This is a genomic window from Pantoea sp. SYBGC1 (assembly GCF_057197005.1).
In genome coordinates this window covers 302,994-324,735 of record NZ_JBXUNM010000003.1, presented here as the reverse complement: position 1 = coordinate 324,735, position 21,742 = coordinate 302,994, and the positions used below count along the sequence as shown (strand labels likewise).

Here is a 21,742-nt window from a genome sequence, read left to right as displayed (position 1 = left end):
GAACAGAAGAAAAGCAGATTAAATCACCTGCGCTGTCTCGATTCGGCCCGCATTTCGCACTGGATAATCCAGCTAAGCCATTGTTATCGCGCAATCAGGGGACAACACAAACTCAACTTCCACCGCAACATCAGCTACAGGCACGACAGAAGTTATGACATACCGTTTAACCTCGAGGGACATCCTTGCGCTGGGCTTTATGACCTTTGCCCTGTTCGTTGGCGCAGGCAACATTATCTTTCCACCAATGGTGGGAATTCAGTCTGGTGAACACGTCTGGGTCGCCGCACTCGGCTTCCTCGCGACCGCGGTCGGCCTGCCGGTCATGACCGTGATCGCGCTGGCGCGCGTTGGCGGCGGCATCGATGCGCTCAGTTCGCCAATCGGTAAAGCAGCGGGTCTGCTGCTGGCAACGGTCTGCTATCTGGCCGTGGGCCCACTGTTTGCGACGCCGCGTACCGCGACCGTTTCGTTTGAAGTCGGTATCGCTCCGCTGACCGGTGACGGCCCGCTGCCGCTGTTTATCTATAGCCTCATCTACTTTGCGCTGGTGATCGGGATCTCCCTCTATCCGGGCAAGCTGCTGGATACCGTCGGGCACGTGCTGGCGCCGCTGAAAATTGTCGCGCTGACCATACTCGGCGTTGCCGCGCTGGTCTGGCCGGCGGGCGGTATTGCGCCTGCGACGGCAGACTATCAGCGCGCGGCGTTCTCTACCGGTTTTGTAAATGGCTATCTCACCATGGATACGCTGGGCGCACTGGTGTTTGGTATCGTGATTGTGAATGCGGCGCGTTCCCGCGGCGTTGAAGATGCGAAACTGCTGACGCGCTACACCATGCTGGCTGGCCTGATCGCCGGTGTCGGACTGACGCTGGTCTATCTCAGCCTGTTCAAGCTCGGCTCCGGCAGTGCCGGCCTGGTTGACCAGAATGCCAACGGCGCCGCCATTCTGCACGCTTACGTACAGCAGACGTTTGGCAGCATGGGCAGCTTCTTCCTCGCTGCGCTGATCTTTATCGCCTGCATGGTAACGGCCGTTGGCCTGACCTGCGCCTGCGCTGAGTTCTTTGCACAGTATCTGCCGCTCTCGTACAAAGCGCTGGTGTTTATCCTGGGCCTGTTCTCGATGGTGGTGTCAAATCTGGGGCTGAGCCATCTGATTCAGATCTCCATCCCGGTGCTGACAGCAATTTATCCGCCCTGTATCGTGCTGATAGTGCTAAGCTTCACCCTCAACTGGTGGAACCGCAGCTCGCGTATTATTGCGCCAACCATGCTGGTCAGCCTGCTGTTTGGCATTGTGGATGCAATCAAAACCACCAGCTTTAAAGAGATACTGCCGCTGTTCAGCCAGCATCTGCCGCTGGCCGACCAGGGACTCGCCTGGCTGCCGCCTTCGCTGGCAATGATGGTGATTGCTGCCGTGGTAGATCGCGTTAAAGGACCACAGCAGGTCGTTGTCCGGCAGTAAACGACACGGCTGTTCATTCCGACCACGGGCTTGCCCGTGGTTTTTTCATTTTCACAGGACCTGTTTGTTATGCAAGAAACCAACACGCTCAAACGCGGACTGAGCACGCGCCATATTCGCTTTATGGCGCTGGGATCGGCAATCGGCACCGGGCTGTTTTACGGCTCGGCGGATGCTATCAGGATGGCGGGACCCAGCGTTTTGCTGGCCTATATTATTGGTGGCGCGGTGGCCTATATCATCATGCGCGCGCTGGGGGAGATGTCGGTTAACAATCCGCAATCCAGCTCCTTTTCGCGCTATGCGCAGGATTATCTCGGTCCGCTGGCGGGCTACATCACCGGCTGGACCTACTGCTTTGAGATCCTGATTGTGGCGATCGCGGACGTCACCGCGTTTGGCATCTATATGGGCGTCTGGTTTCCGGATGTGCCGCACTGGATCTGGGTGCTGTCGGTAGTGCTGATTATCGGCGCCATCAACCTGATGAGCGTGAAGGTGTTTGGCGAAGTAGAGTTCTGGTTCTCCTTCTTTAAGGTCGCCACCATTATCATCATGATTGTGGCGGGCTTTGGCATGATTTTCTGGGGCATCGGCAACGGCGGAACGCCGACCGGGATCCATAATCTCTGGAGCAACGGTGGCTTCTTCGCTCACGGTATTGTGGGTATGCTGCTCTCGCTGCAGATGGTGATGTTTGCCTATGGCGGTATCGAAATCATCGGTATCACCGCCGGTGAAGCGGATGAGCCCGCCAAATCGATTCCGCGCGCGATCAATTCGGTGCCGCTGCGTATCCTGGTGTTTTATGTGGGTACGCTGTTTGTCATTATGTCGATCTATCCGTGGAATCAGGTCGGTACCGAGGGCAGCCCCTTTGTGCTGACGTTCCAGCACCTGGGTATTGCAGCGGCGGCGTCAATTCTTAACTTTGTCGTGCTGACCGCTTCGCTATCTGCCATCAACAGCGATGTCTTTGGCGTGGGGCGTATGCTGCACGGTATGGCGCAACAGGGCCATGCGCCTAAAGTGTTCCAGAAAGTCTCTTCGCGCGGCATCCCGTGGGTGACGGTGGTGGTGATGATGTTTGCGATGCTTATCGCCGTCTATCTGAACTACCTGATGCCGGAAAAAGTCTTCCTGGTGATCGCCTCGCTGGCGACCTTTGCCACGGTCTGGGTATGGATCATGATCCTGCTGTCGCAGATTGCATTCCGGCGCAAAATTGGCAAGGCGCAGGCGGCGCAGCTGCAGTTTGCCGTACCGGGCGGCAGTGCCACCACCTGGGCAGGCGTGCTGTTTCTCGCCTTTATCATTGCGCTGATTGGCTATTTCCCTGATACGCGAATTTCACTCTACGTGGGCTTTGCCTGGATTGTGCTGCTGCTGCTGGCGTGGCCGCTGGTGAAAAGGCAGAAACGCTGAGCGTCAGGCTAAAAAGAAAAGAGTCGCCCTGTGTGGCGACTTTTTTTATGGGAAAAAAAGTATTCGGCGCATCCTGTCGCCGAAAAATAGAACCAAAACGGAAAAATAGGTCAAAACTAAGGGATGATTGACGCACTCAGAATACGCTAAATTTCATAGCGTTATGTCACAGCGGACAAATATAGAATTATCGCAGTTCAGCCCTAAAAACGCTTCAGCAGAACGAAGAGACGGCCGGGAAACTGATAAGCCCGCATGGCGGGCTGAACAAAGGTGCAACTGATTCAGGGAGCCCACGTGACGGGGGCGAGGGCGCTGCTGTCGATTTCTTTTCTGAGCTGAGCCAGCGTCGATTGATAAGGACAGAGCGTGCCGATAGCGCTGTCGTGACAGTCTGGCTGATGCCACTCTGCCTGCAGTAAAGGGTGCTGGCGATCCACCGGCGCGAGCTGGCGCAGCGCATCCAGGCTCTGCGCCTGAAAATAAATGCGCAGCCGGCGGCTGTTATCACGCGTATTGCGCCAGCGCTCAAACACCAGGCTGCTGCCCGGCGGGATATTACCGCGCGCGTAGCCCGGCAGCTGCCAGCTGAAATGCATCAGGGTGCGCACCATCGCGATATTGGTATCGTGGGCCACCAGCAGCAGCCAGCGGGTATCGGGCGAGCCGGGGCGATCTTCGAGCGCCGCAATCGCCGCATCGAGCAATAGTGAGCCGCGCTTTTGTGCCAGATAAGGGACATCGTTACTCAGATCGTAATTGGCGGTGAGCAGCGGTAGCAGCGCCGTAATCTGCTGCGCGCTGTTCAGGCGCCCCTGCGCCAGCGCCTCCGGCGGCAGATTTTCACTCCAGCCGAGACGCAGCGTTTCCACCATGCTCGCCATCACGCTTAATCCCTGAATATAGCTGTGGCCGCTCCGGGTCTGCTTCAGCTGCCACGGGCGCGAAAAAAAGCGGCAATCGCCGTCGCAGACCGCCGCATTCAGCTGCCGGATCGCCGGCTGCAGCCGCTGCTGCAGCGCAGCAAGGTCGCCAGCCCGTGCGGCAATCGCTGCCTGCTCGCGGGCAGGATCGGTCCGGGCAAACGGAAATTTATCGCTCTGAAACAGAGGGTCCGGCCCATCAGCGACAACGTGCACCGGCACACCGCAGCCGGGAAACGCGCCGTCAGTCAGCGCCTGAGCCGTGGCCCGCGTGCGCTGCAGCGGGCTGGCGCGCACATAAATTTGCCGGCTGTCAGGGCAGCCCGCGTGGAGCAGGCCCGCCTGACGGTAATAGTTACCCTGCCAGCGTCCTTTATTCACTACCGCGCTGTAGCCGTGACCGGTAAGTTCACCATCTGCCGTGCTCCAGCGCGGCCAGGGGCGCTGCGTGGCCGCTTCAATCTCTGCCCGGTTAGCCGCCGTCGGAGGACGTACGCTGTGCCGGCCGATCTCCACCACCTTTTCCAGCTGCCAGGGATCGGCTGCGGTGGCGAGCAGCGGCAGCAGCAGCAATATCAGCAGCGATTTCACGTCAGCGGCTCCGCCAGCAGCGCATTGATCTGCGGCCAGAGCGTGGCGTTAGCCAGCAGTACCGGATTGCCCTGCGTCAGGCCATTGTTCTGCTCATAACGGTTGGTCTCTCCACCCGCTTCCCGCATCAGTACGATGCCAGGCAGACCGTCCCACGGCTGCATACGCGCTTCGTAATAGCCGGTCAGCCGCCCGGCGGCCGCCCACGCGCTCATCAGCGCACCGGAACCGTTGCGGATAAACATGCCGCCCTGCTGCAGCAGCGCGCTGATAAAGTCGAGCAGCGGAGCCGCAGGCTGACTGGTGGAGCAGCCCAGACCAAACAGCCCCTGGCTCAGCTGGCCGGCGCTGTGTGCCCGGATACGCTGCTCATTCATCCATGCGCCCTTGCCCCGGCAGGCGTGAAAGATCTCCTGATGATTGGGATCGCAGACCACGCCAATAACCGGTTCGCCTTCACACACAATCGCCAGCGCCACGCACCAGTTGTGCAGCCCGCTGAGAAAGTTGCTGGTGCCATCAATCGGGTCAACAACCCAGATAAAGCGTGCCTGTCCGGCGTCTCCGCCGCTCTCCTCACCGATAACCGCGTCTTCAGGAAAGCGTTCAAGGATAAGGTGCCGGATTAACTCCTCAACGTTGCGGTCAGCTTCACTGACCAGATCCTGTAAATCCTTCTTATATTCTGCAACCAGCTGGTTACGCTGCTGATACCACGACATGGCGCGACTGCCAGCGGCTCTGGCGACCTCGCAGGCAAACTGATAGCGCGCCTCTAATTCAGTTAACGTAGCTGATGACATGTTTCCCTCTTATCATTTTCTGGCTGGTGTAGTAACCAGACGTGCCTGAACAGGCGGAATGGTGGTGTGGCCGGGTCTGGTAAAGTTAAGAAAGGCTTCATTAAGCCGCAGATATATGCGGCTGGCAAGAGGGGAGAAGAGGTATTGGCGCGGATTACGGATTCAGAGGCGCTGCGCGCGAGCATCCGCCATCAGACGCGGATAGAAAGCAAAAAACAGCGCTTCCAGCGCGTCGTAGTGTTCAACAAAATCCTGATAGGAGTCGCGCAGTGCCGCAAGACGGGGACGGCGATATGCCATGCCGCGCAGCACCCGCTCCAGCCGCGCCGGTTCTGCATAGTGTTCAAACCAGCGTTCGCGCCACATCACCGCGTTGAGCTCAATAAAGCTTTCTGGCGTTCCCGCCAGCTGCGGCACAATGTGCTGCTGCGCGGCCTCGCTAAAGGCGGCGAGTGAGATATCGGGCTGGAACTGCTGCCAGTGGCGCGCAAGAAAATGATCCCAGATCACATCAAGCGTAATCGGGGCTACGCGCCGCGTTTCCGGACGAAACCACTGCCGGGCGGTACGTACTTCAGGCAGGTTGTCCGTCAGCACATCGATACGGCGGTGCAGAGCGATCCCCGCTGCGACCGGTGCCGGCCACTGCGCCTGAACGTTGCCGCGCACAAAGTCGGCCAGCAGGTTGCCCAGCAGCGAGCTTTCTGCCAGCGTGGCAAGATGAAGGTGAGCAAGAAAATTCATGCGCTATTATAGGCAGAATCGCGTCTCTGCAGCCAGTTGTTCAGAATTTCCCACTTTTCCGCTAAACTATGCCGCCTGTTTTTGAGTCCGGAAAAAGTTATACATGCGTGTCGCCGATTTTAGCTTTGAGTTGCCCGAATCCCTGATTGCCCACTATCCCCAGGCGCAGCGCAGCGGATGCCGTCTGCTATCCCTTGATGGCCCGAGCGGCGCCCTGACGCACGGTGTCTTTACCGATGTGCTGGAGAAGCTTAATCCCGGCGATCTGCTGGTGTTCAATAATACGCGGGTGATCCCGGCGCGCGTCTATGGACGTAAAGCCAGCGGCGGCCGGATTGAGATGCTGGTAGAGCGTATGCTGGATGACAAGCGGGTGCTGGCGCACGTGCGCGCCTCAAAGGCGCCAAAGCCGGGCGCTGAGCTGCTGCTGGGCGATGATGAGAGCGTAAAAGCGACCATGGTGGCGCGGCACGACGCGCTGTTTGAGATCGCCTTTACCGATGAACGCGCGGTGCTCGATATTCTCAATAGCGTAGGCCATATGCCGCTGCCGCCCTATATCGATCGCCCGGATGAAGAGGCCGATCGCGAGCTTTACCAGACGGTATACAGCGCCCGTCCTGGCGCGGTGGCTGCGCCAACCGCCGGGCTGCACTTTGATGAACCGCTGCTGGAGGCGCTGAAAGCCAAAGGGGTGGAGATGGCGTTTGTGACGCTGCACGTTGGGGCGGGGACCTTCCAGCCGGTGCGCGTTGAAAATATCAATGACCATATCATGCACTCGGAATATGCAGAGGTGCCGCAGGATGTGGTTGACGCGGTGCTGGCCTGTAAAGCACGCGGTAATAAAGTTGTCGCGGTGGGGACCACATCGGTACGCTCGCTGGAGAGCGCCGCGCAGGCGAGTCAGGATGCGCCACTGGCGCCTTTCTTTGATGATACGCAGATCTTTATCTATCCGGGCTATCGCTACCAGATTATCGATGCGCTCATTACCAACTTCCATCTGCCGGAATCGACGCTGATCATGCTGGTTTCTGCGTTTGCCGGTTATAAAAACACCATGGCGGCGTACCAGAGCGCGGTGGCCGAGCAGTACCGTTTCTTTAGCTACGGGGATGCGATGTACATCACCCGTAATCCGCACGCTCCTGACGAACCTGTCGGAAGCACACACCCTTAATGTTCCGGTGCCGCCTGCGGGTGGCGCGGGTTCAGCCGGGTAAATCAGACTGTTTCTCTGATGAGGTTAATGTGAAATTTGAATTAGATACCACAGACGGACGCGCGCGTCGCGGACGTCTGGTTTTCGATCGCGGCGTGGTTGAAACCCCGGCATTTATGCCGGTGGGCACGTATGGCACCGTTAAAGGCATGACGCCGGAAGAGGTGAAAGAGACCGGTGCGCAGATCCTGCTGGGCAACACCTTCCACCTCTGGCTGCGTCCGGGTCAGGAGATCATGAAGCTGCACGGCGATCTGCATGACTTTATGAACTGGCAGGGGCCGATTCTGACCGATTCGGGCGGCTTCCAGGTATTTAGCCTGGGTGATATCCGTAAAATCACCGAAGCGGGCGTGCATTTCCGCAACCCCATCAACGGCGATCCGATCTTCCTCGATCCGGAAAAATCGATGGAGATCCAGTACGATCTCGGCTCCGATATCGTGATGATTTTCGACGAGTGCACGCCATATCCGGCTGACTGGGATTATGCAAAACGTTCGATGGAGATGTCGCTGCGCTGGGCACAACGCAGCCGCGATCGCTTTGATTCGCTCGGTAATAAAAATGCGCTGTTCGGGATTATCCAGGGCGGTGTTTACGAAGATTTACGAGATGTCTCCGTCAAAGGTCTGGTAGAGATTGGCTTTGATGGGTACGCTGTGGGCGGCCTCGCGGTGGGTGAGCCTAAAGAGGATATGCACCGTATTCTGGAACATGTCTGCCCGCAAATTCCGCAGGATAAACCGCGCTATCTGATGGGCGTCGGAAAGCCAGAAGATCTGGTGGAAGGCGTACGCCGCGGTATCGATATGTTTGACTGCGTTATGCCTACCCGCAACGCGCGCAACGGTCATCTGTTTGTTACCGACGGCGTGGTGAAAATCCGCAACGCGAAGTATAAAGATGACACCGCACCGCTGGATGCGGAGTGTGATTGTTACACCTGTCGCAATTACAGCCGCGCCTACTTGCATCATCTTGATCGCTGTAACGAAATACTGGGCGCACGCCTGAATACGATTCACAATCTGCGCTATTACCAGCGTCTGATGGCGGGTTTACGCCAGGCCATCGAAGAGGGTAAATTAGAGCACTTTGTTAGCGAGTTCTACCTACGGACGGGCAAAGCGGTTCCACCGTTAAACGTCTGATTATTCTATCAATGAGGGAAATTAAATGAGCTTTTTCATTTCTGACGCCGTCGCAGCAGCGGGCGCTCCGTCACAGGGAAGTCCGTATTCTCTGGTGATCATGCTGGTGGTTTTTGGTCTGATTTTCTACTTCATGATCCTGCGTCCGCAGCAGAAGCGCGCCAAAGATCATAAAAAGCTGATGGACTCCATCTCGAAAGGGGATGAAGTGCTGACCAACGGCGGCCTGGTGGGTCGTGTCACTAAAGTTGCTGATACCGGTTATATCGCTATCGCCCTGAACGACACCACTGAAGTAGTGATTAAACGTGATTTCGTGGCCGCCGTCCTGCCGAAAGGGTCGATGAAGGCGCTGTAATTTTATTTTCCCGAAGGGAACTGCCGTGTTAAACCGTTATCCTTTGTGGAAGTACATCATGCTGGTCGTCGTTATTCTCATCGGCCTGCTGTATGCGCTTCCTAACCTTTATGGTGAGGATCCGGCCGTTCAGATCACTGGTGCGCGCGGAAGCGCCGCCAGTGAGCAGACGTTGGATCAGATCCAGAACGTACTCAAACAAGACAACATTCAGAGCAAATCCCTCGCACTGGAAAATGGCGCTATTCTGGCGCGTTTCGATAACACCGATGTGCAGCTGCGCGCGCGCGAAGCGCTTACGACTGCGCTGGGTGACGATTTCGTGGTAGCCCTCAACCTCGCTCCGGCCACGCCGCGCTGGCTCACCCTGCTGGCAGCGGAACCGATGAAACTCGGCCTGGACCTGCGGGGCGGGGTGCACTTCCTGATGGAAGTGGATATGGATACCGCACTGGGCAAGCTGCAGGAGCAGAATGCAGACGGCCTGCGCAGCGATCTGCGTGAAAAGAATATTCCTTACACCAACGTCAGCAAACTCGCTAACTACGGTGTGGAAGTGCGTTTCCGCGACGCCAAAAGCCGCGATGACGCGATCGGCTACCTGACGCCACGCCACCGCGATATGGTATTCACCAGTGCGGGCAGCGATGCAATGCGCGCGGTGATGACCGATGCGCGCCTGAGCGAAGCGCGGGAATATGCGGTACAGCAGAATATTAATATCCTGCGTAATCGTGTTAACCAGTTGGGCGTTGCCGAGCCGCTGGTACAGCGTCAGGGTGCCGACCGCATCGTGGTTGAGCTGCCGGGGATCCAGGATACCGCGCGGGCGAAAGAGATCCTTGGTGCCACCGCGACGCTGGAGTTCCGTCTGGTTAACACCAGCGTGGATCCGGGTGCTGCGGCAAATGGACGCGTACCGGGTGACTCAGAAGTGAAGAAAACGCGGGAAGGGCAGCCGGTTGTGCTCTATAAGCGCGTCATTCTTACCGGCGATCACATCACCGATTCCACGTCCAGCATGGATGAGTACAACCAGCCGCAGGTGAATATTTCACTGGATGGCGCGGGCGGTAACATCATGTCGAACTTCACCAAGGACAACATCGGCAAGCCGATGGCGACCCTGTTTGTGGAGTACAAGGACAGCGGTAAGAAAGATGCCAACGGCAGAGCGATTCTGGCGAAGCAGGAAGAAGTGATCAACGTGGCGAACATTCAGTCACGGCTGGGTAACAGCTTCCGCATCACTGGTATCAGCAACCCGAACGAAGCGCGTCAGCTGTCGCTGCTGCTGCGTGCCGGTGCGCTGATTGCGCCGATTCAGATTGTCGAAGAGCGTACCATTGGCCCGACCATGGGTCAGCAGAACATCACCCAGGGTCTGGAAGCCTGCCTGTGGGGTCTGATCGCCTCGATCATCTTTATGGTGGTGTTCTACAAAAAGTTTGGTCTGATCGCGACCAGCGCGCTGCTGTGTAACCTGGTGCTGATTGTCGGCATCATGTCGCTGCTGCCAGGCGCCACGCTCACCATGCCGGGCATTGCCGGTATCGTGCTGACGCTGGCGGTTGCCGTAGATGCCAACGTGTTGATTAACGAACGTATCAAAGAAGAGCTGCGTAACGGACGCTCGGTACAGCAGGCGATTCATGAGGGCTACAAAGGCGCCTTCTCCAGTATCGTCGACGCCAACGTCACCACGCTGATTAAAGTCATCATTCTTTATGCGGTTGGTACCGGCTCCATCAAAGGCTTTGCAATCACCACCGCTATCGGTATTGCAACCTCGATGTTTACCGCTATCGTCGGCACCCGTGCCATCGTTAACCTGGTGTACGGCGGCAAACGCATCAACAAGCTGTCTATCTGAGGAGTGCGTTGTGGCACAGGAATATAGTATTGAACAGCTGAACCACGGGCGTAAGGTCGTAGACTTTATGCGCTGGGATACGCTGGCGTTTATCATCTCGGGTCTGCTGATCGTGGCGTCCATCGCCATTATCGGCGTGCGCGGGTTTAACTGGGGACTCGATTTCACCGGCGGTACGGTGATTGAGATTAACCTGGAGAAGCCTGCAGACCTCGATGCGCTGCGCGAAGGGCTGGTAAAAGCGGGCTTTGACGAGCCGCTGGTGCAGAACTTTGGCAGCAGCCGCGACGTGATGGTGCGGATGCCACCTGCGACTGGCAATGCGGGTCAGGAGCTGGGCAACAAGGTGTTGTCCTCTATCAACCAGACCACGCAGCAGAACGCAACGGTAAAACGCATTGAGTTTGTCGGACCAAGCGTAGGTAGCGACCTGGCGCAGGCGGGGGCGATGGCGCTGCTCTCTGCGCTGATCGCCATTCTGATTTACATCGGGTTTCGCTTTGAATGGCGTCTGGCGCTGGGCACCGTACTGGCGCTGGCGCATGACGTTATCATCACCTGCGGCCTGCTGGCGCTGTTCAGCATCGAAATCGATCTGACCATCGTTGCCTCGCTGATGTCGGTAATTGGTTACTCGCTTAACGATAAGATTGTGGTTTCTGACCGTATTCGTGAGAACTTCCGTAAGATCCGTCGCGGTTCTTCTTACGATATCACCAACGTGTCGCTGACCCAGACGCTGAGCCGTACCCTGATCACCTCTATCACCACGCTGGCGATGATCCTGATCCTGTTCATCTTTGGCGGCGCGCTGCTGAAAGGCTTCTCGCTCACGATGCTGATTGGTGTGACCATCGGTACGATCTCATCCATCTACGTCTCTTCAGCGCTGGCGCTGAAGCTGGGGATGAAGCGTGAGCACATGCTGGTGCAGAAAGTGGAAAAAGAGGGCGCCGATCAGCCTTCTATTCTGCCGTAAGCCCGGCGCTGACCGATGCAAAAAGGCCCTTCTCCGGAAGGGCCTTTTTTTATGGCGCGGCGTCTGCCGTTACCTCATGTACGCGCACATAGCCGAGCCGATCCGGTGTCAGATCGCTCAGGCGCAGCGGCACCGTTACCGTGCTGCGCGGCACCAGGCTGGCGGGCACGCTGATGCGCTGACTCAGGCTGTCGGCGGCCAGCGGCTGACCGCTGGCGGGATCGCTTTCACCCCACACCACGGTCGCGCTCAGCGCCGGTAGCGACTTGTCATCAGCAGAGCGGATAACCAGGCTGGCCTGGCTGCCATTAGCTTCTGCACTCACCTTCAGCAGTGAGAGACGCAGCGTACCCAGCTGCGTCTCCAGATCAACCGGCGTTGCGGAACCGGGCACCAGCCATGCGCCCTGAGTGGAGCGGCTGTTAAGCTGGCCCTGCTGCTCCAGCGCGCTGGCGCGGCGGGTGAGATGACGCATCTGCTGATTGAGCTGGCTCACCTCCTGATGCAGCTCTCTGACCTGCGGGGCAGGAGGCGGGGTGCTGCAGCCGCTCAGCAGCAGCAGCGACAGCACTGCCGGAACCGGTAAGCTCCTGAGTCTCATGCTCTCTCCCGCACCTTATTCCGGAATACGCAGTACCTGGCCCGGATAGATTTTGTCCGGATGGCTCAGCATCGGCTTGTTAGCTTCAAAGATTTTGTTGTACTGATTCGGATCGCCGTAGACCTGTTTGGAAATAGCGCTCAGGGTGTCGCCTTTCTTCACTGTGTAGAGGTTGGCTTCGCGTGCGGTATCGCTGACGGTAACTTTATCATCCACTTTAGTGATGCCGGCAACGTTACCCGCTGCCACCAGAATCTTCTCTTTAAGCTCCTGTGAAATGCCGTCGCCGCTGACGGTCACGGTATCACCCTGCACATTGACGTTGACTTTATCGCTGTCTGGCAGGCCGAGCTTGTTAATGTGGTCCTGCAGCTTTTTGCTGGAGTCATCACCGCCTGTCACGCTGTCCCACAGTTTCTCTCCTGCTTCTTTGACGAAGTTAAACAGACCCATAGTTCCTCCTGTGATTGTGCCGGATTGGCTCTTTAAGCGTAGTGCGTTTTTAAAATTTTCCGGCAGAAGCGGTTATGAGCGCTGAAAAAATCGCCAGGCAGGCGGCCTCTGTTTTGTTAAATGTGAGTTCGCGTTACACTGTGTGGCCCAAAATCTCGCGACAGGAAACGTCATGCATTGCCCATTCTGTTCCGCTGTGGATACCAAAGTGATCGACTCACGCCTGGTCAGTGAAGGTTCCTCGGTGCGCCGCCGCCGTCAGTGTCTGGTTTGCCATGAGCGCTTTACCACATTTGAGATGGCGGAGCTGGTGATGCCGCGTGTGGTAAAAAGCAACGACGTGCGTGAGCCTTTTAACGAAGATAAGCTGACCAGCGGCATGATGAAGGCGCTGGAGAAGCGTCCCGTCAGTGCTGATGCGGTCGATAGCGCAGTCAATCACATTAAAACCCAGCTGCGTGCGACCGGCGAACGTGAGATTGCCAGCAAGCTGATTGGCAACCTGGTGATGGAAGAGCTAAAAAAACTGGATAAGGTCGCCTATATCCGCTTCGCCTCGGTCTACCGCAGCTTTGAAGATATTCGCGACTTTGGCGAAGAGATCGCCCGCTTACAGGACTGAATCATGACCGATGCTCGCTATATGGCGCGCGCGCTGGAACTGGCGCGACGCGGTCGTTTCACTACCACGCCAAACCCCAATGTCGGCTGCGTGATCGTGCGTGACGGCACAATTGTCGGCGAAGGCTGGCATCAGCGCGCGGGTGAACCGCATGCTGAAGTGCATGCGCTGCGCATGGCCGGAGAGCAGGCGCGCGGCGCAACCGCCTACGTTACGCTGGAGCCGTGCAGCCATCATGGCCGGACGCCACCCTGCTGCGATGCGCTGATTGCCGCTGGCGTCAGCCGCGTGGTAGCCGCCATGCAGGATCCTAACCCGCAGGTTGCAGGACGCGGTCTCTGGCGCCTGCAGCAGGCGGGAATTGAGGTGAGTCACGGGCTGATGATGGCGGAAGCAGAAGCGCTCAATCGCGGTTTTCTCAAGCGTATGCGCACCGGGTTTCCCTGGATTCAGCTCAAGCTTGGCGCTTCACTGGATGGGCGCACAGCGATGGCGAGCGGTGAGAGCAAGTGGATCACCTCGGCGGCCGCCCGCCGGGATGTGCAGCAGTTCCGCGCGCAGAGTTCCGCCATTCTTACCAGCAGCGCCACCGTGCTGGCCGACGATCCATCACTCACGGTACGCGTGGATGAACTCAGCGACAGCGTTCGCCGGCAGCTGGATACGCAGACTCTGCGGCAGCCGGTGCGGGTGGTGGTTGACAGCCAGCAGCGCGTGACGCCGCAGCACCGGCTGATTCATCAGCCGGGTGAGAGCTGGCTGATGCGTACCGCTCCTGATGACGCCGCGTGGCCGGAGGGCGTAACGCAGATTGCGGTGCCGCCGCGCGGCGAACAGCTTGATCTGGTTGCCATGATGATGCTGCTTGGTCAGCGCCAGATTAACAGTGTCTGGGTCGAGGCGGGAGCGGGCCTGGCGGGTGCGCTGATTCAGGCCGGACTGGTAGATGAACTGATTGTTTATATCGCACCGGTGCTGCTTGGCGACGCCGGACGCGGGCTCTGTACGCTGCCCGGGCTGGAGGCGCTGAGCGCTGCGCCGCGCCTCGATTTTCGTGATGTGCGCAAAGTGGGTGACGATCTGCGTCTTACCCTGACCCTGCGTTAAGCATGCACGGAAAAGCCTGAGCGCCGGGCTAAAGAGTATGATAGAATCCGCCCCCTTCTGCGGGGGCTATAAAACACACACCCAAAGGATATGTATGAACGTTATCGAAGCTGCTGTTGCCACGCCTGATGCTAAAATTGCCATCGTGATTGCGCGTTTTAACAACTTTATCAATGACAGTCTGCTGGATGGCGCGGTAGATGCGCTGAAGCGTATCGGTCAGGTTAAAGCTGAAAACATTACTGTGGTCTGGGTGCCGGGCGCCTATGAGCTGCCGCTGGCCGCACGCGCGCTGGCGAATACCGGTAAGCACGACGCGATTGTTGCGCTGGGCACGGTGATCCGTGGCGGCACTGCCCACTTCGAATATGTGGCAGGTGAAGCGAGCTCCGGTATCGCTAACGTGGCAATGAGCTGCGAAATCCCGGTCACCTTCGGCGTTCTGACCACCGAAAATATCGAGCAGGCGATTGAACGCGCCGGCACGAAAGCGGGTAACAAAGGCGCAGAAGCCGCGCTGACCGCACTTGAAATGATCAACGTATTGAAAGCCATTAAAGCCTGATTTTTGTAAGGGGAATTTTGTGAAACCTGCTGCTCGTCGTCGCGCCCGTGAGTGCGCTGTCCAGGCGCTCTACTCCTGGCAGTTGTCCAACAACGACATTGCCGATGTGGAATACCAGTTTCTGGCGGAACAAGACGTCAAAGACGTCGATATTAGCTATTTCCGCGAACTGCTGGCCGGTGTGGCGACCAACAGCGCGTACCTGGATGGCCTGATGAAACCCTGGCTGTCGCGCCAGCTTGAAGAGCTGGGTCAGGTAGAAAAAGCGATCCTGCGCCTCTCGCTCTATGAGCTGAGCAAGCGTGCGGATGTGCCCTATAAAGTCGCCATCAACGAAGGTATTGAGCTGGCAAAAGTGTTTGGCGCTGAAGACAGCCATAAGTTTGTCAACGGCGTGCTGGATAAAGCCGCTCCGCAAATACGACCAAACAGAAAGTAGTGCAGAAGGCCGGGTGACCGGCCTTTTTTCATTGAGACCTGATTTATGTCCTGTGGTGAATTTGAACTGATCGCACGCTATTTCAACCGTGTAACCAGCTCCCGTCGCGACGTGGAGAAGGGCATTGGTGATGACTGTGCGTTACTGAACGTTCCTGACAAACAGACCCTCGCTATCAGCACCGATACGCTGGTAGCGGGCGTCCATTTCTTACGCGATATCCATCCGGCCGACCTCGGCTATAAGGCGCTGGCGGTAAACCTCAGCGATTTAGCTGCGATGGGCGCCGATCCGGCATGGCTGACGCTGGCGCTGACGCTGCCTGAGGTCGATGAGACCTGGCTGGCGGGCTTCAGCGACAGCCTGTTTGAGCTGCTCGACTACTACGATATGCAGCTGATTGGGGGCGACACTACGCGTGGTCCGCTCAGCCTGACGCTGGGTATTCACGGGCTGGTGCCTGTCGGGCGCGCGCTGAAGCGCTCCGGTGCAAAGCCGGGTGACTGGATCTACGTTACCGGCACGCTGGGTGACAGCGCGGCGGGACTGTCGCTGCTGCAGCATCATCATCGTCTTGACGATCCGGCGGTGCATGAGGTGCTGATCAAGCGTCATCTGCGTCCAATGCCGCGCGTGCTGCAGGGCCAGGCGCTGCGCAACCTTGCGACATCGGCAATCGATATCTCTGATGGCCTGATTTCCGATCTTGGCCATATTCTGACGGCCAGCCGGGTTGGCGCACGCCTGAATCTCGACGCGCTGCCGCTCTCCGCTACGCTGCGCGATCACTTTGCGCCAGAGCAGGTGCTGCGCTGGGCGCTGAGCGGCGGTGAAGATTATGAACTCTGCTTCACAGTGCCTGAAGTAAACCGCGGCGCGCTGGATGTGGCGCTGGGCCGGCTTGGCGCACCTTATACCTGTATCGGGCAGATTGCCCCGGAAGCGGAAGGGTTAACGCTGCTGGAGCACGGTAAGCCGCGCCGCTTTAACCATAAAGGATTTGACCATTTTGACGCGCGATAAAGATGTAGCGAAAAGTCGCCTGCGGATGCGCAATCCCTGGCATCTGCTGGCAACCGGTTTTGGCAGCGGATTAAGCCCTTTTATGCCAGGCACCGTAGGCTCGGTGGCCGCGATCCCGTTCTGGTGGCTGATGACGTTTCTGCCGCTGCAGCTCTATTCACTGGTGGTGCTGGTGGGTATCAGCGTGGGCGTCTATCTCTGTCATCGCACCGCGCGTGACATGGGCGTACACGATCACGGCAGCATCGTCTGGGATGAGTTTATCGGCATGTGGATCACGCTCATGGCGATCCCGGTGCTCAACGGCTGGTGGGTGCTGGCTGGCTTTGTCATCTTCCGGATTTTTGATATCTGGAAACCGTGGCCTATTCGCTGGTTCGACAAGAACGTTCATGGCGGAATGGGCATTATGGTCGACGATATCATCGCCGGCGTGGTCTCCGCAGCCGTATTATACGGCGCCGGCCTGCTGCTGTAGGGGTGGCCAGGGGCGCATGATGCGCCCCCTACGTTATGTTTTTGTAGGGGCGGCATTTATGCCGCCCTGGTTTCAGGCGCATCGATACGTATAACTGCGATATATGATTCGGCCAGGGGCGCATTAATGCGCCCCCTACGTCATGTTTTTGCAGGGGCGGCATTTATGCCGCCCTGGGTTCAGGCGCATCGATACGTATAACTGCGATACATGATTCGGCCAGGGACGCATGAATGCGCCCCCTACGTCATGTTTTTGCAGGGGCGGCATTTATGCCGCCCTGGTTTCAGGCGCATTGATACGTATAACTGCGATACATGATTCGGCCAGGGGCGCATGAATGCGCTCCCTACGTCATGTTTTTGCAGGGGCGGCATTTATGCCGCCCTGGTTTCAGGCACATAAATGCGTATAACCGCGATATATGATTCGGCCAGGGACGCATGAATGCGCCCCCTATGTTATGTTTTTGTAGGGGTGGCATTTATGCCGCCCTGGTTTCAGGCGCATGAATGCGTATAACCGCGGTATATGATTCGGCCAGGGGCGCATGAATGCGCCCCCTACGTTATGTTTTTGTAGGGGCGGCATTTATGCCGCCCTGGTTTCAGGCGCATAAATGCGTATAACCGCGGTATATGACGCGGCCAGGGGCGCATGAATGCGCCCCCTACAAATTATGATGTAGGGGCGGCATTTATGCCGCCCTGGTTTATGCGGATATCAATTGCTTACTCATACCCTACAGCCGGATGCGGCTGATAGACCATCTCCAGCTCGGCGATATCTTCCGCACTCAATTCAACGTCAACTGCTTTGACCAGCTCGGCAAACTGCTGCTCACGTGAAGCGCCGATGATAGGGGCAGTCACGACGGGTTTATGCAGCAGCCATGCCAGCGCGACCTGCGCGCGCGTCACCTTTTTCTCCGCAGCAATGGTAGCCAGTCGCTCTGCAATCGCGGCGTCGTTCTCTTCGGTGCCGGTATAAAGCTTCTCCATCACATTATCAGAGACCGATCGCGCGGTGGTTTCCCCCCAGGGGCGCGTCAGTTTGCCGCGCGCCAGCGGGCTCCACGGCAGCACGGCGATGCCCTCACGCTGACAGAGCGGGTGCATCTCTTTCTCCTCTTCGCGCTGGATCAGATTGTACTGATCCTGCATGCTGACAAAGCGCGCCCAGCCATGATCTTGCTGCAGCTGCAGTGCCTGAGCAAACTGGGAGGCGTGCATGGAAGAGGCGCCGATATAGCGCGCCTTACCCGCTTTCACGACCTCATCCAGCGCCTGCAGCGTCTCTTCAACGGGCGTGGCATAGTCCCAGCGGTGGATCTGCAGCAGATCCACATGATCCATGCCGAGTCGCATCAGGCTGTCATCGATCGACTGCAGAATATTCTGCCGCGACAGGCCCTGCGACAGGTTGCTGAGCGGGAAGTAAACTTTGGTCGCGACCACCACGTCATCGCGCCGCGCGAAATCTTTCAGCGCGCGTCCGAGGATCTCTTCGCTGCTGCCGTCAGAATAGCTGTTGGCGGTATCAAAAAAGTTGATCCCCGCGTCCAGCGCCTGTTTGATCAGCGGCTGGCTGCTCTCTTCCGGCAGCGTCCAGGCGTGGTTGCCGCGCATCGGATCGCCATAAGTCATGCAGCCTAAGCAGAGTCGGGATACCTGGAGATCGGTCTGGCCTAAACGAACGGTTTTCATTGAGAGCTCCTGCTCTTATGCGTGGGAAAATGATTCCGTAAGCATAGCAGCAGGAGCGAAGAGGGGAGTTACTGCGCGAGCCAGGCCGCGATTTGCTGCTGAATGCCGGCAGCATCCAGCTGATAGTCGTGACGCACCTCTTCCTGAGTACCCTGCGGAATAAACTCATCCGGCAGGCCAAGGTTGAGCACCGGCACGGCCAGGCGTTTCGCCATCACAAACTCATTTACGCCGCTGCCGGCCCCACCCATGATGGCACCTTCTTCCAGCGTTACCAGCGCCTCATGGCTCTGCGCCAGCTCGCGAATCAGGGTTTCATCCAGCGGTTTCACAAAGCGCATATCTACCAGCGTGGCGTTTAGTGCTTCGGCCGCGGCCTGCGCATCCGGCAGCAGCGTGCCGAAGTTGAGGATCGCCAGTTTTTCACCCTGACGCTTCACCACCCCTTTGCCCAGTGGCAGACTGGTGAGCGGCTCAAGCGTGGCACCGGTACCGGTACCGCGCGGATAGCGCACCGCGCTCGGGCCCGCCTGATAGTGATAACCGGTATAGAGCATCAGGCGACACTCATTCTCGTCGCTTGGCGTCATAATCACCATGCCGGGCACGCAGCGCAGATAGGCGATATCAAATGCGCCCTGATGCGTCTGACCATCCGCGCCGACAATACCGCCGCGGTCGATAGCAAACAGCACCGGCAGCTGCTGAATCGCCACATCGTGGATCACCTGATCGTAAGCGCGCTGCAGGAAGGTGGAGTAAATCGCCACGACCGGCTTGTAGCCGCCAATCGCCATGCCGGCAGCAAAAGTCACAGCGTGCTGTTCAGCAATCGCCACGTCAAAATATTGCTGCGGATAGGCGCGCGAGTAGCTCACCATGCCGGATCCTTCACGCATTGCCGGCGTGACCGCCATCATGCGCGGATCGTCAGCGGCGATCTCGCTCAGCCAGTCGCCAAAAATCTTCGAGTAGCTCGGCAGACCGGGCACGCTTTTTGGCAGCGCACCGCTGGCCGGATCAAACTTCGGTACGGCATGCCAGGCGATGGGATCCTGCTCGGCAGGGGCATAGCCTTTGCCTTTTTTGGTCATGATATGCAGGAACTGCGGACCTTTAAGATCGCGCATATTCTTTAGCGTGCTGACCAGCGTCAGCACATCATGTCCGTCAACCGGACCGATGTAGTTAAAGCCCAGCTCCTCGAACAGCGTGCCGGGTACCACCATGCCTTTCAGATGCTCTTCGGTGCGCTTCACCAGCTCTTTGATAGGCGGCAGACCGTCCAGCACGCGCTTGCTGCCTTCGCGCAGGCGCGAATAGGTTTTACCGGAGAGGATCTGCGCCAGGCGGTTATTCAGCGCGCCAACGTTCTCCGAGATCGACATCTCATTGTCGTTGAGGATCACCAGCATATCGGGCTTGATATCGCCGGCATGGTTCATCGCCTCAAACGCCATTCCGGCGGTAATGGCGCCGTCGCCGATGATACAGGCGGTGCGGCGACCTTTGCCTTCCCGTTCAGCGGCCACCGCCATGCCGAGACCGGCGCTGATAGAGGTAGAAGAGTGTCCAACGCTCAGGACGTCATATTCGCTCTCACCGCGCCATGGAAACGGATGCAGGCCGTTTTTCTGCCGGATGGTGCCGATGCGATCGCGGCGTCCGGTCAGAATTTTATGCGGATAAGCCTGATGGCCTACGTCCCAGACCAGATGGTCAAACGGGGTGTTGTAGACGTAATGCAATGCGACGGTCAGCTCGACAACGCCCAGACCCGACGCAAAGTGGCCGGATGAGCGGCTGACGCTATCCAGCAGATACTGACGCAGCTCGTCGCACAGGGCCGGAAGTTTCTCTTTCGGCAGTAAACGTAATTCCTGCACCGTGCCTGCTAACGCCAGTGTCGGGTATTTTGCAATATCAAAACTCATCAGAGACTCATTATGAAAGTTATTTATCGCGTTCAATTATGAAGCTTGCCAGCGCTTGTAATACGCTTGTGTCATAGCCCTGACCGGCGAGGATCTCCAGCGCCCCCAAAGCTTCCTGATAGAGCGCCTGCGCTTTTATACGCGCGCCCTCAAGCCCTAACAGGGCCGGGTAGGTACTTTTGCCCAGCGCCTGATCGGCGCCCTGGGTTTTGCCCAGCACGGCGGTGTCGCCGGTGACATCCAGAATGTCATCCTGCACCTGAAACGCCAGGCCGATAGCATCAGCATAGGTGTCCAGCAGCGGCAGCGCCAGGCGAGCCGGCTCGCCTGCAGCCAGCGCGCCCAGACGCACGGCAAGACGGATCAGCGCGCCGGTTTTGTGGCGATGGATCTGCTCAAGCTGCGTCAGATCGATCTGTTTGCCTTCGGCCGCTAAATCCAGCGCCTGGCCGCCGCACATACCGGCAACGCCGCTGGCCTGCGCCAGTTCAGAGATCATTCTCACGCGCGTCGCCGCGCTGACGCCCGGCATTGGTTCATCAGCCAGAATAGAGAAGGCCAGCGTTTGCAGCGCATCGCCCGCCAGAATGGCCGTATCTTCACCATAACGAATATGACAGGTAGGCTGTCCGCGGCGCAGCGCGTCATCATCCATCGCCGGCAGATCGTCATGAATCAGCGAATAGGCGTGGATACACTCTGTGGCGGCGGCAGGCGCATCAAGGCTGGCTGCGTCGGCGTTAAGCATTTCACCGGTGGCATAGACCAGAAAAGGACGCAGACGCTTACCTCCTAATAGTGCCCCATAATGCATGGCATTCACCAGCGGGGAACTCTGAAAAGGCAGTGGATCTATTAAACGTGTCAGCGCCTGATTTACGCGCTCATAATAGGTTTGCTGTAGCTGGACAAAATCCATTAGTCGTTATCCGGCGTAAAAGGGGTAAGGTCGGCCGTTTTATCATCGCTCAGCAGGATCTGTACGCGCTGTTCAGCCTGCTGCAGCGTCTGCTGACCACTGCGCGCCAGCTGCACACCGCGCTCAAACTCATTCAGCGCCTCTTCCAGCGGCAGTTCGCCGCTTTCCAGCCGGCTCACAATCTGTTCCAGCTGCTGCAGGGCGGTTTCAAAACTCACAGGCGCTTCGGCTTTTTTCGGCATAATCAGTGTCGACTCACAGTTTGGGACATCTTCGTGCAATCGGTCATGGTAGCCGACAGGGAATAATAAGCAAAATGTTGAATGTGATTGCGGTAGCAGAAGCA

General features: G+C 57.9%; 22 protein-coding genes. 13 read left to right on the top strand and 9 right to left on the bottom strand.

Going from position 1 to position 21,742, the window contains the following annotated elements; genetic code table 11:
• Positions 1-154: 154 nt before the first annotated feature.
• Together brnQ and proY are read left to right on the top strand one after the other, a co-directional pair.
• The gene (gene brnQ / locus AC2CF9_RS08845) at positions 155-1,474 is read left to right on the top strand and encodes a branched-chain amino acid transport system II carrier protein (RefSeq protein ID WP_145339265.1); all 1,320 of its coding nucleotides are present in this window, start codon (positions 155-157) and stop codon (positions 1,472-1,474) included.
• A 69-nt stretch (positions 1,475-1,543) separates the two neighbouring features.
• Entirely contained in the window at positions 1,544-2,899 is a 1,356-nt protein-coding gene (gene proY, locus AC2CF9_RS08840; protein WP_150017693.1) for a proline-specific permease ProY, read from the top strand.
• A gap of 284 nt (positions 2,900-3,183) precedes the next feature.
• Here proY and AC2CF9_RS08835 read toward each other — a convergent pair whose 3' ends face one another.
• The 3 genes from AC2CF9_RS08835 to AC2CF9_RS08825 form a co-directional block, all read right to left on the bottom strand.
• Positions 3,184-4,413 carry a histidine-type phosphatase gene (locus tag AC2CF9_RS08835; protein ID WP_484556782.1) on the bottom strand — a complete coding sequence of 410 codons (1,230 nt, stop codon included), beginning with the start codon at positions 4,411-4,413 and terminating at the stop codon, positions 3,184-3,186.
• Entirely contained in the window at positions 4,410-5,216 is an 807-nt protein-coding gene (locus AC2CF9_RS08830) for an inositol monophosphatase family protein (RefSeq protein ID WP_039382955.1), read from the bottom strand. The genes AC2CF9_RS08835 and AC2CF9_RS08830 overlap by 4 nt, the downstream gene beginning before the upstream one ends.
• Positions 5,217-5,378: 162 nt before the next feature.
• The gene (locus tag AC2CF9_RS08825; RefSeq protein WP_484556781.1) at positions 5,379-5,960 is read right to left on the bottom strand and encodes an ACP phosphodiesterase; all 582 of its coding nucleotides are present in this window, start codon (positions 5,958-5,960) and stop codon (positions 5,379-5,381) included.
• Between the two features lie 103 nt (positions 5,961-6,063).
• Between AC2CF9_RS08825 and queA the strand changes: the two genes are divergently transcribed.
• The 5 genes from queA to secF all read left to right on the top strand — a co-directional run bounded on the left by queA (position 6,064) and on the right by secF (position 11,549).
• Entirely contained in the window at positions 6,064-7,143 is a 1,080-nt protein-coding gene (gene queA / locus AC2CF9_RS08820) for a tRNA preQ1(34) S-adenosylmethionine ribosyltransferase-isomerase QueA (protein ID WP_145339263.1), read from the top strand.
• A gap of 71 nt (positions 7,144-7,214) precedes the next feature.
• Positions 7,215-8,339 carry a tRNA guanosine(34) transglycosylase Tgt gene (gene tgt / locus AC2CF9_RS08815; protein WP_039385736.1) on the top strand — a complete coding sequence of 375 codons (1,125 nt, stop codon included), beginning with the start codon at positions 7,215-7,217 and terminating at the stop codon, positions 8,337-8,339.
• A 25-nt stretch (positions 8,340-8,364) separates the two neighbouring features.
• The gene (yajC, locus tag AC2CF9_RS08810; RefSeq protein ID WP_039382958.1) at positions 8,365-8,697 is read left to right on the top strand and encodes a preprotein translocase subunit YajC; all 333 of its coding nucleotides are present in this window, start codon (positions 8,365-8,367) and stop codon (positions 8,695-8,697) included.
• A 25-nt stretch (positions 8,698-8,722) separates the two neighbouring features.
• On the top strand, positions 8,723-10,570 hold the full coding sequence (gene secD, locus AC2CF9_RS08805) for a protein translocase subunit SecD (protein ID WP_150017683.1): 1,848 nt from the start codon (positions 8,723-8,725) through the stop codon (positions 10,568-10,570).
• 10 nt (positions 10,571-10,580) lie between these two features.
• Positions 10,581-11,549 (top strand): protein translocase subunit SecF, encoded by a 969-nt coding sequence (gene secF / locus AC2CF9_RS08800; protein ID WP_065649969.1) that lies wholly within the window; start codon positions 10,581-10,583, stop codon positions 11,547-11,549.
• Between the two features lie 49 nt (positions 11,550-11,598).
• On the opposite strand, the gene AC2CF9_RS08795 is transcribed toward secF, so the two are convergent.
• Together AC2CF9_RS08795 and lysM are read right to left on the bottom strand one after the other, a co-directional pair.
• A complete protein-coding gene (locus tag AC2CF9_RS08795) occupies positions 11,599-12,150 on the bottom strand; it encodes a SadB/YajI family lipoprotein (protein WP_484556780.1) in 552 nt (183 codons plus the stop codon).
• Positions 12,151-12,165: 15 nt separating this feature from the next.
• Positions 12,166-12,603, bottom strand: a complete 438-nt coding sequence (lysM, locus tag AC2CF9_RS08790; protein WP_039382962.1) for a peptidoglycan-binding protein LysM — start codon at positions 12,601-12,603, stop codon at positions 12,166-12,168.
• A gap of 172 nt (positions 12,604-12,775) precedes the next feature.
• Here lysM and nrdR point away from each other — a divergent pair, with 172 nt between their 5' ends.
• The 6 genes from nrdR to pgpA all read left to right on the top strand — a co-directional run bounded on the left by nrdR (position 12,776) and on the right by pgpA (position 16,837).
• Complete coding sequence (gene nrdR, locus AC2CF9_RS08785; protein WP_039382963.1) at positions 12,776-13,225, top strand: transcriptional regulator NrdR; 450 nt, start codon at positions 12,776-12,778, stop codon at positions 13,223-13,225.
• 3 nt (positions 13,226-13,228) lie between these two features.
• Positions 13,229-14,332, top strand: a complete 1,104-nt coding sequence (ribD, locus tag AC2CF9_RS08780; RefSeq protein ID WP_484556779.1) for a bifunctional diaminohydroxyphosphoribosylaminopyrimidine deaminase/5-amino-6-(5-phosphoribosylamino)uracil reductase RibD — start codon at positions 13,229-13,231, stop codon at positions 14,330-14,332.
• A 94-nt stretch (positions 14,333-14,426) separates the two neighbouring features.
• On the top strand, positions 14,427-14,897 hold the full coding sequence (gene ribH, locus AC2CF9_RS08775) for a 6,7-dimethyl-8-ribityllumazine synthase (RefSeq protein WP_039382965.1): 471 nt from the start codon (positions 14,427-14,429) through the stop codon (positions 14,895-14,897).
• Positions 14,898-14,916: 19 nt separating this feature from the next.
• Entirely contained in the window at positions 14,917-15,336 is a 420-nt protein-coding gene (nusB, locus tag AC2CF9_RS08770; RefSeq protein WP_039382966.1) for a transcription antitermination factor NusB, read from the top strand.
• 45 nt (positions 15,337-15,381) lie between these two features.
• On the top strand, positions 15,382-16,359 hold the full coding sequence (thiL, locus tag AC2CF9_RS08765; protein WP_484556778.1) for a thiamine-phosphate kinase: 978 nt from the start codon (positions 15,382-15,384) through the stop codon (positions 16,357-16,359).
• A complete protein-coding gene (pgpA, locus tag AC2CF9_RS08760; RefSeq protein ID WP_065649963.1) occupies positions 16,346-16,837 on the top strand; it encodes a phosphatidylglycerophosphatase A in 492 nt (163 codons plus the stop codon). Before thiL ends, pgpA begins: the two co-directional genes overlap by 14 nt.
• A gap of 731 nt (positions 16,838-17,568) precedes the next feature.
• Here the strand turns inward: pgpA and AC2CF9_RS08755 are convergent.
• From AC2CF9_RS08755 to xseB, 4 genes are all read right to left on the bottom strand, one after another.
• A complete protein-coding gene (locus AC2CF9_RS08755; protein WP_484556777.1) occupies positions 17,569-18,543 on the bottom strand; it encodes an aldo/keto reductase in 975 nt (324 codons plus the stop codon).
• A 68-nt stretch (positions 18,544-18,611) separates the two neighbouring features.
• Positions 18,612-20,477: a 1-deoxy-D-xylulose-5-phosphate synthase gene (gene dxs / locus AC2CF9_RS08750; RefSeq protein WP_065649961.1), complete on the bottom strand. Its 1,866-nt coding sequence runs from the start codon at positions 20,475-20,477 to the stop codon at positions 18,612-18,614.
• Between the two features lie 19 nt (positions 20,478-20,496).
• Positions 20,497-21,396 (bottom strand): (2E,6E)-farnesyl diphosphate synthase, encoded by a 900-nt coding sequence (gene ispA / locus AC2CF9_RS08745; protein WP_484556776.1) that lies wholly within the window; start codon positions 21,394-21,396, stop codon positions 20,497-20,499.
• Positions 21,396-21,638 carry an exodeoxyribonuclease VII small subunit gene (xseB, locus tag AC2CF9_RS08740; RefSeq protein WP_039382972.1) on the bottom strand — a complete coding sequence of 81 codons (243 nt, stop codon included), beginning with the start codon at positions 21,636-21,638 and terminating at the stop codon, positions 21,396-21,398. The genes ispA and xseB overlap by 1 nt, the downstream gene beginning before the upstream one ends.
• Positions 21,639-21,742 lie beyond the last annotated feature (104 nt).